Source organism: Chloroflexota bacterium (assembly GCA_023475225.1).
Classification (GTDB): domain Bacteria; phylum Chloroflexota; class UBA6077; order FW602-bin22; family JAMCVK01; genus JAMCVK01.
Genome location: JAMCVK010000002.1, coordinates 44,772 through 57,805 on the forward strand (window position 1 = coordinate 44,772; position 13,034 = coordinate 57,805).

General features: G+C 56.1%; 11 protein-coding genes. 5 read left to right on the plus strand and 6 right to left on the minus strand.

The window, feature by feature from the left end:
• Positions 1–8: 8 nt before the first annotated feature.
• The 4 genes from M1136_00290 (at position 9) to M1136_00305 (ending at position 5,437) form a co-directional block, all read left to right on the plus strand.
• Positions 9–2,108 carry an AAA family ATPase gene (locus M1136_00290; protein ID MCL5074078.1) on the plus strand — a complete coding sequence of 700 codons (2,100 nt, stop codon included), beginning with the start codon at positions 9–11 and terminating at the stop codon, positions 2,106–2,108.
• A 120-nt stretch (positions 2,109–2,228) separates the two neighbouring features.
• Positions 2,229–3,215 (plus strand): 4Fe-4S binding protein, encoded by a 987-nt coding sequence (locus tag M1136_00295; GenBank protein ID MCL5074079.1) that lies wholly within the window; start codon positions 2,229–2,231, stop codon positions 3,213–3,215.
• A gap of 10 nt (positions 3,216–3,225) precedes the next feature.
• Positions 3,226–4,428 (plus strand): pyruvate ferredoxin oxidoreductase, encoded by a 1,203-nt coding sequence (locus M1136_00300; protein ID MCL5074080.1) that lies wholly within the window; start codon positions 3,226–3,228, stop codon positions 4,426–4,428.
• 13 nt (positions 4,429–4,441) lie between these two features.
• The gene (locus M1136_00305) at positions 4,442–5,437 is read left to right on the plus strand and encodes a thiamine pyrophosphate-dependent enzyme (GenBank protein ID MCL5074081.1); all 996 of its coding nucleotides are present in this window, start codon (positions 4,442–4,444) and stop codon (positions 5,435–5,437) included.
• Here M1136_00305 and M1136_00310 read toward each other — a convergent pair.
• Positions 5,434–5,847 (minus strand): DUF1893 domain-containing protein, encoded by a 414-nt coding sequence (locus M1136_00310; GenBank protein MCL5074082.1) that lies wholly within the window; start codon positions 5,845–5,847, stop codon positions 5,434–5,436. The genes M1136_00305 and M1136_00310 overlap by 4 nt on opposite strands.
• Before the next feature lie 108 nt (positions 5,848–5,955).
• Here M1136_00310 and M1136_00315 point away from each other — a divergent pair, with 108 nt between their 5' ends.
• Positions 5,956–8,454 (plus strand): hypothetical protein, encoded by a 2,499-nt coding sequence (locus tag M1136_00315; GenBank protein ID MCL5074083.1) that lies wholly within the window; start codon positions 5,956–5,958, stop codon positions 8,452–8,454.
• A 6-nt stretch (positions 8,455–8,460) separates the two neighbouring features.
• On the opposite strand, the gene M1136_00320 is transcribed toward M1136_00315, so the two are convergent.
• From M1136_00320 to M1136_00340, 5 genes are all read right to left on the minus strand, one after another.
• Positions 8,461–9,081 (minus strand): MBL fold metallo-hydrolase, encoded by a 621-nt coding sequence (locus M1136_00320; GenBank protein MCL5074084.1) that lies wholly within the window; start codon positions 9,079–9,081, stop codon positions 8,461–8,463.
• Between the two features lie 282 nt (positions 9,082–9,363).
• Positions 9,364–9,504, minus strand: a complete 141-nt coding sequence (locus tag M1136_00325; GenBank protein MCL5074085.1) for a hypothetical protein — start codon at positions 9,502–9,504, stop codon at positions 9,364–9,366.
• Between the two features lie 4 nt (positions 9,505–9,508).
• Positions 9,509–9,745: a hypothetical protein gene (locus M1136_00330; GenBank protein ID MCL5074086.1), complete on the minus strand. Its 237-nt coding sequence runs from the start codon at positions 9,743–9,745 to the stop codon at positions 9,509–9,511.
• A gap of 75 nt (positions 9,746–9,820) precedes the next feature.
• Complete coding sequence (locus M1136_00335) at positions 9,821–11,104, minus strand: MFS transporter (GenBank protein MCL5074087.1); 1,284 nt, start codon at positions 11,102–11,104, stop codon at positions 9,821–9,823.
• An 11-nt stretch (positions 11,105–11,115) separates the two neighbouring features.
• A complete protein-coding gene (locus tag M1136_00340; protein ID MCL5074088.1) occupies positions 11,116–12,822 on the minus strand; it encodes a cation:proton antiporter in 1,707 nt (568 codons plus the stop codon).
• Positions 12,823–13,034 lie beyond the last annotated feature (212 nt).

The following is a 13,034-nucleotide window of genomic DNA, read 5'->3' on the forward strand; positions in this document are numbered from 1 at the left end:
CCCTTCGTGTGGCTGAGTCTCTCATTGAGGACGTCGGCCGCAGGACTGTACGCCTGGACCCGCACGATATGGACACGATTGGGGCTACCCCTGGCGACATCGTCGCCCTAATCGGTAAGAACCGGACCGTGGCCAGGGCTATGCCCACCCTTCCGGAATTCTATGGGTGTGGATTGGCTCAAATAGATGGTCGTACTCGGGCTAATGCCGGGGTCGGCCTCGGCGAGGGAATACTCGTAGAGAGGACACAGGCACAACCGGCGCGCTCCCTCGTGTTAACATACACCGACACCGGGCAGGGAACGACCCCTCTCTCCACACTTGATGTCCAAGCCATAGGCGAACTCCTTCATGAGTTGCCATTGATTGCCGGTGACCAGGTCGACCTGGGAGTTTCCGCGGCACATGCGGGCCCTCTCTCGGTCTTGGGGAGTGCCCCTCAGGGTCCTGTCCTCGTCACCCCCCAGACACAGATAACGCTCCTCCCTCCGGACGAGACTGCGCCGCGCCGCTTTCACTCAGCCTACGAAGACATAGGCGGCCTGGACGAGGAGATACGACACATCCGGGAGATGGTGGAATTGCCCATCAAGTACCCCGAACTGTTCGCCCGCGTAGGCATCCAGCCACCAAAGGGGCTGCTCCTGTACGGCCCACCAGGGACAGGTAAGACGCTGATCGCCCGTGTGCTGGCTAGCGAAGTCAGGGCCCATTTTATCCACGTTAATGGTCCAGAGATAATGCACAAATATTACGGTGAAAGCGAGGCGAGGCTACGTGAAGTCTTTGAGGAGGCGAGCCAAAACGCGCCAAGCATCATCTTCCTGGACGAGATCGACGCCATCGCCCCCCGGCGGGCGACCGTCGCTGGCGAGGTGGAAAAGAGGGTGGTAGCCCAATTACTGGCCCTGATGGATGGGCTGGTTGGACGGAGGGAGGTGGTGGTGATCGGCGCCACTAACATGCCGGAGCTGCTTGACCCTGCCCTGCGTCGCCCCGGACGCTTTGACCGGGAGGTGCATATCACCATCCCTGACGAGAAGGGACGCTGGGGGATTTTGCGCATCCACACCCAGCCGATGCCTCTTCATCCCAGCGTTGATCTGGCTTGCTTGGCAAAGATGACCAGTGGCTACGTTGGCGCTGACCTGGAGATGCTCTGTAAAGAGGCCGGTATGAGTGCCCTGCGCCGCATGTTGCCCTCGCCGGACATGACGGCCGAGTCTGCCGCCTCTCTGAATGATCTGAAGGTCTGGGTCACCATGGACGACTTTTACCAGGCCATGCAGGAGGTTGAGCCGGCGGGTACACGGGAGATCCTCATCGAAAAACCCTCCCTCACCTTCAGTGATGTGGGTGGTCTTGAGGAGCTCAAGGAGGAGCTCCTGACGGTAATTGCTCTGCCCCTACGCCATGCCGAGCTGATCGAGCAAGGGCAGTTGACCCCGCCCAGGTCGGTATTTCTCCATGGTCCACCTGGCAGTGGCAAGACCCTGTTGGCCAAAGCCTTGGCCGGGGAGCTAAAACTCAGCTTCGTCGAAGTCAACCCCTCAGCCATATCCTCCAAATGGATGGGAGAAGCCGAAAAGTCTTTAGGGGATGTCTTCCGCGCCGTCAGACACGCCGGTCCTTGTGTTCTCTTCCTCGATCACATCGACATCCTGGCCCCTCGACGCGGCGCATTGACCGAGTCCTACATTTCAGCCCGGGTGATGGCCAGGTTAATGCGCGAGATGAGCACCATAACAAACGTCAAGGGACTGATCGTCGTTGCCGCCACAGATCGGATAGACCTGGTCGATCCCGCCGTGTTAGCCAAATTCGACCTTCAGTTGCCGGTACCCTTGCCCGACCAGCACACACGAGAGAAGATATTCACCATCCTAACCAGGGACAGGTCGCTGGCCAATGACGTAGACATCACTGCCCTTGCCGCAGCCACCGCCGGTATGACGGGCAGCGACATAGCCTCCATCTGTAAGAAGGCCACCGTCTACGCTCTCAAAGAGCATCTGGCAACAGGGGGACAAGTAGAGACCAGTCCATCGCTGGCGGCCAGGCACTTCGCTGCTGCCCTGGCTATAGTCAACCGCCCTACACCAGAGTAGGGCAGATTCACTTGGAGAGCATGCCCCGCCAGGAGGCACGGAGAGGGCTAACACCTTTTCAAGAGAGATCGAAGGGCGTTTCCAAACGTCCGCAGATGATAACAAAGTTAAGGAGGAACAATGGCTATTCATCAGGAGAACCTTATCGAGGTTACAGTTTGGTTTCGAGGTGTTGTGGAGGGAAGATTGGCCCGCAAGATCGTCAATACGCTAGCCAGCGCTGCGGCACAGGAGGGCAAATTTATGCAGGCCTTCGATAACTACGCTGATGCACCTGATCGCGTTGATGTGCCCTGTCGGTCGTACGCTCGCCTCTGTCCAGAGCCCATCGCCGAACCGTATATCTACGAGAATCACCATCCAAGCGTGGTAGTAGCCACCGATGCCGCCCTGGTCAAGGGCTGCGACGTCTTGAAGGGGATGGAACCAGACGGCGTGCTTGTGGTGAATACTTCCCGGGAGCCAACGGAGATACTGAAACTGCTGGAGGGGCTGGAGAACCGCAGTCGTCTCAAGACGGTAGCCACGATCGATGCTGGCGAGGGGGCAAGACCGCGTGCCCCTTACGGCGCTGGTGGGGAGGGAGCTGTAGATAGGCCAGTTGACCCCGGCCCAGGCGCCCCGATCTTAGGAGCCATTGCCCGCGCCTCAGGCGTCGTTAAACTGGAATCGCTGCTAGCTGTGGAGACGGACAAGGCCGGCCTCCAGAAAGGTTGTGACCAGGTGAAGATGCTCACAAACCCAGTCTATAGGCCAGAGGAACGCAAGGTGGAGAGCCCAATCCCTCACCTTGGCCATAAGGTCGATTTGATTATCCCGGCTCCATCACCTAACGGTGAGAACGAGGGATTCATCACCAGTAACTTCCGCCAATGGCGACCCATCTTCGACGAAGACAAGTGCACCCTGTGTCGCCTTTGCTGGATCAGCTGTCCAGATTCATGCATTCGTATCTCACCTGAAGAGTCCCCCAAGATAGCCATCGACCTGAAGTATTGTAAGGGATGTGGCATCTGCTGGTCCGTCTGCCCCGTCCCCGGCGCTCTACGTCCAGAAGACGAGTTGAACTTCGAAGGCGGGATGGTCCGCCTAACTTATACTGGTTGAGGTGAGTAAAATGGGTAAGAAAGTCAGGATAAGCGGCTGTAAAGCCACCGCAGAGGCAGTTAAGGCCGCCGATGTGGATGTCATCTGTTCCTACCCGATCAGACCTTACACAGGCACGATGATCGAACTAGCGCGCATGGTGGCTGAAGGTGAATTGGATGCCGAGTTCGTCCACGGAGAGGGTGAGCACGCCCAACTGAGCGTGGTTCTGGGCGCCTCTGCGGCCGGCGCACGGGTCTTCACCGGAAGCGCGGGGGTGGGAATCACCTATGCCTTTGAGCTCTATTCGCCGATAGCCGGCGAGTTCCACCCCGTGCAATGCATGATCGCTGATCGCACCTTAGACCCACCGGGCGATTTTGGCTCGGAGCATACCGATGCCCTCTCCACGCGTGACCAAGGTTGGATCATGGGCTGGGCAGCCACCCCTCAGGAGGCTTACGACAACACCTTGGTCTACTACCGGCTAGGTGAGGACCCGCGGGTGATGCTCCCTCAATTCCCCTGCCAGGATGGCTACTTTGTCTCCCATATTTCGGGCGAGGTGGAGCTGGCTGAGCCTGGCCAGGTGGAAGCCTTTCTCCCTCCCTTCCGCCCCAAGCACAGCCTGGACCCCGAAAACCCTGTCTTGATGGGGCCACAGTGCCGGGCTGACCAGGGAGCAGCCATTCAATTGGGACGGACGGAGGCCATGAAGATGGCCAGACAACTCATCCCAGAGATCTACGCCGATTTCAACCGCATCTTCGGCCGCCGCTATGCACCGTTTCTGGAGGGGTTTATGACCGAGGATGCAGATGTGATCTTCTTCGGCCAAGGAGCCCATACAGTGCCCGCTCGTCTGGCTGCGCAACGCTTGCGCCAGGAAGGACTGAGGATTGGGGTCATCCAGCTCCGCTTCATGCGCCCCTTCCCCACTGAGGAGGTGGCCACCACCCTCTCTCGCTTCAAGGTCGTTGGTGTTCTGGAAAATTGTAACTCTTTCGGTTCAGCGCATAACAGCGGGCCACTGACGATGGAAACCCTGGCCTCTCTCTATTATGCCCCAGAGCACCCAAAGGTGCTCACCTTCCTGTCCGGTCTCGGCGGGGAAAATATCAGACTGAGCGACTACTATAGCATGGCGCGGGCGATGCAGGAAGCGTTGCAGATGGAGCGCCTGAGCAAACGCGTCTTTTGGCTGGGTTTTGAACCCCTGCAAGTAAAGGAGTGAATGGAGGACGATTATGGCTGAAACGATCGAGCGACTGGGAGCCGAGGCTCCCATCAGCGCCGTAACAGAGAAATACGATAGAGTACGCTCACTCAGGGATGCGCCAGACACGGAATATTATGTGCCTGGACACCGCACCTGCTCCGGATGCATGCCGGCCCTGGCTTACCGCCTCACGGCCCTGGCCGCTGGCAAGAACACGATCTTCGCCGGTCCCACCGGTTGTATGTACGTAGCCAACACCAGCTACCTTTGCGGCCCCTGGGCCGTGCCCTGGATTCACACGCAAATAACTAACGGCGGTGCGGTGGTCTCGGGGATTGAAGCAGCCTATAAGGCCCTGTTGCGCAAGGGCAAGAAGAAGGGAGAGTTTCCTAACATAATCTGTTTCGCCGGTGATGGAGGCGCGGCGGACATCGGACTGCAAGCCTTGAGTGGCTGCATGTACAGGGCCCACGATGTATTATTCATCTGCTACGATAACGAGGCCTATGCCAACACCGGCATTCAAACCTCGCCAACCACCCCTTACGGCGGCTACACCACCTTTACACCCCCGGGGGTCGTGATACCTGAGGGTAAGAAGCTCTTCCCAAAGGACCTGCTTAAGATGATCGCCGCCGGGCATCCGGCCATCAAATACCTGGCCAGCGCTTCCGTGGGCTACCCCCTGGACCTGATGAACAAGGTGAGAAAGGCCCTGGCAGTGAAGGGCCCAGCCTTCATACACATCCATTGTCCCTGTCCCAAGGGATGGAGCTTCGAGTCCCAGCGGGGTATAGAGGTAGCCAGATTGGCCGTCGAGACCGGCATGTGGACGAACTATGAGATCGAGAATGGCCGGGTGAATGTCACCCAGGTGCCGCGCCGACGCCGACCGGTCGCGGAGTATGTAAAGACGCAGGGCCGCTTCGCTCATCTTACAGCGGAGATGATCGAGCGCTTACAACAGTTCGTGAATAACAAGCTTCTGGAACTGGGGATAGCCATTCCCATCACCGCCGTCTAGGGTCCCAGGAAGGCACGCAGAGCGGCAAGCGCCTCTGCTGGCCCTTTGCCTTCGGTAAGCCGTTCAAATGGACAAGGTCCATCCCCGCTCCGATTAAGGATATGGGCCACAATCTGGTCGGCTACGATCTGGATATCAGCCGCTCTTAACTCTTGCCGGGCGCTTTCGCTGGCTAAAGGCGTGTATACGGCGCTCACCCCAGCATAGCAACAGAGAAGAGCTGCGGCCCTACCTACCACTTTGTCAGCTACGGCCGCTCCCTGCATCTCCTCGCCCAGTTGCAGCACCATCTGCACCAGGGGACGGACGCCGCCCTCAGCCGAGCTGGCCAATAAACAACTATCCTTTACCACGACAAGATTCACCTTATCGCGGTGTAAGCGGTCCCTGGCCAACGCTAGATCGTCCAAACTACACACCACCCTTCCTGCTACGCCTCATTCGACTCCAGGGGTTGCAGGCAGTCAACCTCTGTATCACCCATCAGCCATTATACCTTGCTGGGGACTATTTTCCTATTGACCTTTCTTGCCCAAGTGATTATGATGGGCAAGCCGCAACATAGGTTCAACCTGAGGGAAGAGGCTATGGTCATCCGGGCTAGGCTATTGAGCTCCCTAACAGCGATGATCCTACTGGTCACTCTGACGTTGCCACCCGTCTCTGGTCAGGTTCCCGCATTGGGGGAGACGTACCGAGCGCTCAGCGTAACACCAAATGACCGCTTTGGCATCGTTCACATAAGTGCTGTAGCCAGCAACCAGATCACCAGCTCTGATAAGCGCTATCAACAGGCAAAGGAGGCTGGAGCGAAGTGGAACCGCTGGGTATTCTATTGGCATGAGATCGAGACCACCGATGGCTTGATCATTAGTAACCCCGATCAGGCCTACCGTCTCCAGGACCAGGTTGTGGACTCGGATGTCGCTCACGGTTTCAACATCGATGCTGTATTGCTCGGTACACCGGGATGGATCACAAGCGCCTCAGTTACGGCGATGGAGGCTGCTCCGTTTCCTGAAGTTGGCCCCCGGCCACGCCAGGCAGAGGCTGTATCCATAAAAAGCGCTTCTCCCAGCCCAGCCACTTATCCTCCCCGCTCTTTGGGGCAGCCCGTGTTCACTGATGGGACAGATATACCCGGGCCGGCTAAGTCCATCAACATGAATAACCACTGGGCTCGCTTCGTCTACACCACCGTCAACCGCTATAAAGATAAAATTAAGTACTGGGAGATCTGGAATGAGCCCGATTTCCCGGCCATCGATGGCGGTTTCTGGGCCTCCAATCCAGAAAGTTACTATCGCTTATTGAAGGTAGCCTATTTGGCCGCCAAGACGGCTGACCCGACGGCCAAAATAATGATGGGCGGGCTCACCCATTACTCTTTCCGTGATGCCTCAGCCAGCTTCCTCCGTCAGGTCCTTGCCCTGATCAAGGCCGACCCGCTGGCCGCCACCAATAACTTCTTCTTCGACGTGATCCCTCTGCATTTTTATAGTCGACCATTCGATCTCTGGACAGGCACGGTGCTTACCCGTACATGGCTGCGTGAATTCGGCATGAGCGCCAATAAGGAGATCTGGGTGAATGAGACCAACGCCCCCGCTTGTGGCGATAGAGATTTACAAGGAGCCATTGATTGCGGAGACCGCAATTTCAAAGGAAGCGCCAATCTCAGTGAACAGGCTGATTTCATCATCCAGGCCTTCGCCTACGGCTTTGCCGCTGGGCTCACGCGCATCCTGATCTTTCAGCTCTACGATGATGGCTGGCAATATTATGACGGAACGCACTCGCAAGGGTACGGGCTTATTCGAAACGGTGGCTCCCCCCGCCCAGCGTATACGGCTTACCAGGTTGCGGTTACTTATCTTTCCAACCTATTCTCCGGGTTACGAACGAGCGTGGGTGATGTGGAGAGAATAACCTTTGGAACACCGCAGGGCAAGGTAACTGTCTTATGGGACAAGTCTCCCCAGGCGACGGAGGGCACTGTGGCTGCCTCTGCGCCCACGGCCACACTGGTCTACCCCGATGGACGAACGGAAGTGAGGTCACCGCTGAATAACGTCTATAGAATCTCCCTCCCTGGCGCAACAGATAATAAGAATTTTCAGGATAATCTCAATGACTACATCATTGGCGGTTCACCCCGTCTGTTAGTGGAGTCCTTACCACCGGACACGACACCTCCCACTTCGATGGTGAATCCCCTCCCAGCGCAAAGTCAGAAAAGCTTCATGGTCAGCTGGACGGGCAGCGATGTTGGCTGGGGTATCGTGAACTACGATGTACAATATCGGGATACGAGCGTAGTAGGAGGAACATGGCAGGATTGGCTCAGTAGTACCACGGCCACCTCGGCCACCTTCAACGGGACTGCGGGGCACACCTACGAATTCCGTTCACGGGCCAGGGATTGGGCCGGCAATGTGGAAGCCTTCCCAGCGACAGCTGATGCTCAAACGACCATCGTTCAGCCCAACGTGGTCACCAATGGCGACTTTGAGTCCATAACTGATTTTGGTCCTGACGCCGGCTGGAACGTGCTGGGCAGTACCGCCCCTAAGTTAAGCAATTTGGCCTACACCGGCTTGCAGGCAGCCTTGTTGGGGGATGATTTTAAGGCGGAGCCGGGACAGGAATATGGCAATTCGACCATCTGGCAGAAGATCACCGTGCCAGACACACTGACGAAGCCGATCCTCTCTTTTGTCTATAGGATCGCTACCACCCAGCCCGGCCGTGCCTGGTTCGAGGTGAAGTTTCATTACACGCCTGCGGGGGGTGAGCCAGTTGTTGTCTGGGTGATACCGCGCGACACGGTGCGGCAAGCGCCGAGCTGGACCAAGGTCACCTATGATCTGACGTCCTATAAAGGGAAACAGATCGAGCTCTACTTTAACGTCGTGCAATGGAACGATGCCCACGATTTACGTGCCTACCTCGACGACGTGAGCATCGATCAGAACTACGCTCAGCGGCTGCTGCTGCCACTTATTCTCGAGCGATAACCTCTATCAAAGCCAAGGGTTGCTGAGCCTCTCCTGTCCGATGGTCGTGGAGGGGCCATGGCCCGGGTAAACTCGGGTGGCATCGCCCAGGGGAAACAGCTTCTGGACTATACTCTGCAGCAGCTGCTCCTGATTTCCGCCCGGCAGATCGGTCCGACCGATGCCGTGATTAAAAAGGACATCACCGACGAATACGCTTCCGGCGATATGTAAGGAGATGTGGCCAGGGGTATGCCCCGGCGTGAACAATACCTGCAGGGTAAGAGTGCCTACTTTGAGTGTATCACCTTCCTCAAGGAAGAGGTCCGGGGCAGGACATTCAGCATATTGATTCCCCGTAAATAGCGCTGCATTCGCCGCAGCGGACTGCAGAAGGGGAACGTCGAGGCGATGGATAGCGAGAGGGGCAGCAGTCGCCTCCTTGAGCTCTTTATCGGCCAGGACATGGTCAAAGTGCCCATGGGTATTAACAATATAGCGCACAGTGGCTTTGAGCTGCTGCAAGCTGCTGAGAATAAGGGGGGCATCGCCGCCGGGGTCTATCACCAGGGCTTGCCGTGTCTCCGGACAGGTGACGATATAGCAATTGGTGGTCAGCGGTCCGACCGTTAACGTTTTGATGATCATCAATTCCCTCCCATATTCTTCCAGAGGGGCAGTGAAGCCCTGCGCCATTCTGGCAGCTTCCTCACTCAGTGTCAAGCCGCTAACCTGAGAGTGAGAGTGATAAACAACGAGGGTTCCAAGGGGCTGCGCCCCTTGGCAGGGGTCTGGGGATGTGCCCCAGAGCACAAAATCAAACCCGAAGGGCTACCTTGAACCCCTTGCGGGGGTTTGGGGGTCATTATGAAGGAGGCTATATTACTGTGAGACTTGTGCAGTCGGGGAGATCTAGGGTTCCCTCAATCTCTACCGTTTAAGAGCATCTAAATATTCCGGCAGGCGCTCTACTACTGGCCCCATCAGGAAAAGCAGGATGAGGACAACGATAGCCGTCAGGATCAATACCAGGATATGATCGATCACCCGGTCAGAGATGGTCTTTTTCATTAGGTCAAACTCCTTGTTCATTTCCCTCCGTTCGACCAAAAAAGGCCCGAATGTCAAAGAGAAATTCCCTCTCGGCACCGCATTGCAAACAGACAACGCGAAGGAGGTCATAAGGGCCCTCCAGCAGGAGGCTCTGGTGCTGCAACTTGTAACGACTACCACAAGCGCATCTTTGACTGGCTATATAATGATATTCCTCAGAGATGCTCTTGACCGGGATGGCTCCGGCGATGTCAGCCATCACTACCACTCCGCCCTTTCGTCAGCACTGCTCTGCAGTCACTGACTATCGAGGGGCAAAGCCCCTGATTGTATCTCACCTAAGCCTGTATCTCGGCTCTCTGACCAACCACACCATACACGTGAAGCCGATTAAGTTAACGATCAGAGCCGCTAAGAAGAGAAGCCTGTAGCTGAGTAGATCAGCGATCAAACCACCGATGAGAGGAGCGGCCACCATAAAAGGCGCCATCACCGTGTTGGTTAAGGCCACATAGTGTAGACGATCTGCTGAGTTGGCAAATTCGATGGGAAGATTGGGATCGGAGACATAGTAACCAGCTATGGCCAAACCGACGAAAACGAAGGAGAGCTGAAACCAGACAAGCGATGGGGCCAACAAGGCCACTAAGGCCGCCAGGCCAACGCATAACCCGGCCAGCTCATTGACTATCTTATAACCACGTCTATCAGCTAAGGCCCCCCAGGCGAGATTGGCTATCGTTTGGCTCCCCAACATAATGGAGGTGAAAGTGGCCGCCTCCTGGTCCCCCACCCCCCATTCTCTGATGGCAAAAAGGGCCAGGAAGCCGATGGCCATAGTGCCGAGAGTCAAAACAATTCGGAAGATGAGAAAGCGGGTGTAAGCCCGATCCTTTCGCAGAATAGCCGGCAAGCCAGCCACATACTCCTGAAACGGCAGGGCCTTCCTTACCCCTTTAGCCTGGCGCTCCTTGGTCAGACCCAGAAAGGTCAAGGAGATGGTAGTGAAGAAAAGGGCCAGGGAGAAATAAATAACAAAATTGAGCGGAAAAGGATACTCTCTCAGAATAGGGCCGCTGATGAATAGGGCCACGGCGCTGATCGCTCCTCCTAAGAAAGCTGCTAGCCCGAAGAAGCGACCCCTCAATCGTCCAGGAATCACCCGGGTAATCATATCCATCCAGGCCGGCATGCTCAGCCCCCCACTGAGACGGAAGATGCCAAAGAAAATGAAGAAGAGCACAAGAGTCAGCGTTGGATGAGATACGGACAGAAAGGCTGTAGCGATAACCATCAATATAAGGGCCAGACGACCTGGCAGCGCGGTCTTAATGATAAATAACCTCTTGGTCGGCAACTGCTGCACGTAATTGGCCGCGGCCAACTGGGGTAGAGCCCAAGCAACGGTGACCATCGCTGGAACCGCACCGATGACCAGATTAGAGTTGATGAGATGGGCAACAAAGACGGTCAAGATGGTTGGTGGAGAGACAAAGGCGAAACCCAACCAAAAGAGGGTGCCATCTGTAAGATTGACCAAGAAGTTCCAGCGGTCATCTGCCCCAGGTTTCCGCATTTGAACAGGCTCTAGCGGGGGAGAAGGAAGTCCTCTCAACAAAATAACGCCTCCTACGTTTCAGTGCGGTAATGATCCATTCGAAGACGATTGACCAGAGATTGGCTCTCCGGACCGGAGACACCGAAGCGGTGTAGAGTATGGCGGATCATCTCTAGGGCAGCCTCAAATTTGGGATGCACCATCTCCACCATCCCACTTTTGCACAATGGCTCAAGAACTGCAACATGCTCAGCGCGGGCGATGATGTCCAACTTTGGATTGAGACGCAAGGCATTCCTGATTACCAGGTCGGTGGCGATGGGGTCAGGCAAAGCCACAGCCAACAATTTGGCCTTGGGCAGACTAGTTTGAGCGAGCACCCTCTCGTTCGCAGCATCACCATAAATGCACGGAACCCCCCGCTCGCGCAGCTCAGCCAACACATAGGGATCGTAGTCGATAACCAGGTATTTGAACTTTCGTACATCCAAAATGGCGGCCAGGTGACGACCAACGTCGCCATATCCACAAATGACGACGTGCTGCGATAGTCCAGCAGGCGGGACATCCAGGTACAACGCCGGATTCTCAACCGCCAGGCGGGTAAGAACAGGCGTTCTCTCCAACATGGCCAGCAGTCTGGGCCCCAGGGAGATAGATAAGGGCGTCAGCAGGATAGTAATCAGTGCCCCAGCCAGCGTCAAGGAATAGATGTAGTCCGGCAGAATACCTTCATCCACGCCCAATCTGGCCAGGACGAAGGAGAACTCCCCTATTTGCACCAGTCCCAACCCAACGTAGATAGCTGTTTTGGACGAATAGCCGAAGCCGGCGGTGAGCAAGGAACAAATAAGGAACTTGCCCAAGACTATAGCCAATACCATTACTATAACCAACCCTATATTTTGACCGATGAAAAGAGGATTGATCAACATCCCTATGGCCACGAAAAACAGGACCGAGAACAGGTCTCGCAGTGGTAGGACTTCGGCCAGAATCTGGTGACTGAAGTCAGATTCTGAGACGATCAGTCCGGCGATGAAGGCACCAAAGGCGAGGGTGAGCCCAAAGAGATAGGTGCCGACCGCCGCCCCCAGGGCGAGACAGACAATGGTGAGCAGAAAGAGCTCCCTTGACTTGGTGGCCGCAATCCTGAAGAGCAAGCGGGGAACCAGGTAGGTGCCCAAATAATAGGTCGCGGCCAGAAAAAGAGCCGCCTTAGTGACAGCCAAGAGCAGCGTTACAGGGAGATTGTCTGCAGCCTGGGCCATCTCCGGCAGCAATACCATCATCGGTACCACGCTCAAATCCTGCACGATCAGAAGCCCCAGCATAATTCGACCATGAACGGTGTCCAGCTCTCCTCGCTCCATCAGTAATTTGAGTACGACCATCGTGCTGGAAAGGGCAATAAGACTGCCAAAGAAAGCCGCCTGGGGCATGTCCCATCCGAAGTATTGACCAATGGCCAAGCCGAGAGCGATGGTAAGCAGAATCTGGGCGATGCCCCCGAAGATGGCCACCCTTTGGACACGTTTAAGCTGGGTCAGAGAGAACTCGACCCCAAGGGCAAACATAAGAAAGATAACACCGATTTCGGCCAACACCCTTACCCGGTCCACATCACCGACCAGTCGCAGCGTAAATGGGCCAATGGCCATGCCAGCCAGCAGATAGCCAATGATTGCCGATTGTCCGAGCCGGACAGCTATAGCGCCGCCAGCCAATGCGGCCAAAAAGGCCAGGGCAAGATCCGAGATCAGCCCCAGTTCAGCCAAGAGGATACCTCCCCGCTTCGTCGAGAGACCGTGGACCCAAGATGACCCAGGTGGCGTAACCCAAATCCACAGAGGATAAAAAAGCCACTTCGCAAATAGGTGAGAAGTAGCTTCACTTTCCGCTCAGAAAAATAACCTGTCTGCTAACTACCACTATCATAGCCGCTTTCGAATGGGTAGTCAATGCGCTGCGCTCGTTCGCTAAGAGATTT

Coding starts and splice junctions, on each gene's coding strand:
- M1136_00295 (MCL5074079.1), top strand. CDS start 2,229: ATGGCTATTCATCAGGAGAACCTTATCGAGGTTACAGTTTGGTTTCGA.
- M1136_00300 (MCL5074080.1), top strand. CDS start 3,226: ATGGGTAAGAAAGTCAGGATAAGCGGCTGTAAAGCCACCGCAGAGGCA.
- M1136_00305 (MCL5074081.1), top strand. CDS start 4,442: ATGGCTGAAACGATCGAGCGACTGGGAGCCGAGGCTCCCATCAGCGCC.
- M1136_00320 (MCL5074084.1), bottom strand. CDS start 9,081: ATGATCATCAAAACGTTAACGGTCGGACCGCTGACCACCAATTGCTAT.
- M1136_00325 (MCL5074085.1), bottom strand. CDS start 9,504: ATGAAAAAGACCATCTCTGACCGGGTGATCGATCATATCCTGGTATTG.
- M1136_00330 (MCL5074086.1), bottom strand. CDS start 9,745: ATGGCTGACATCGCCGGAGCCATCCCGGTCAAGAGCATCTCTGAGGAA.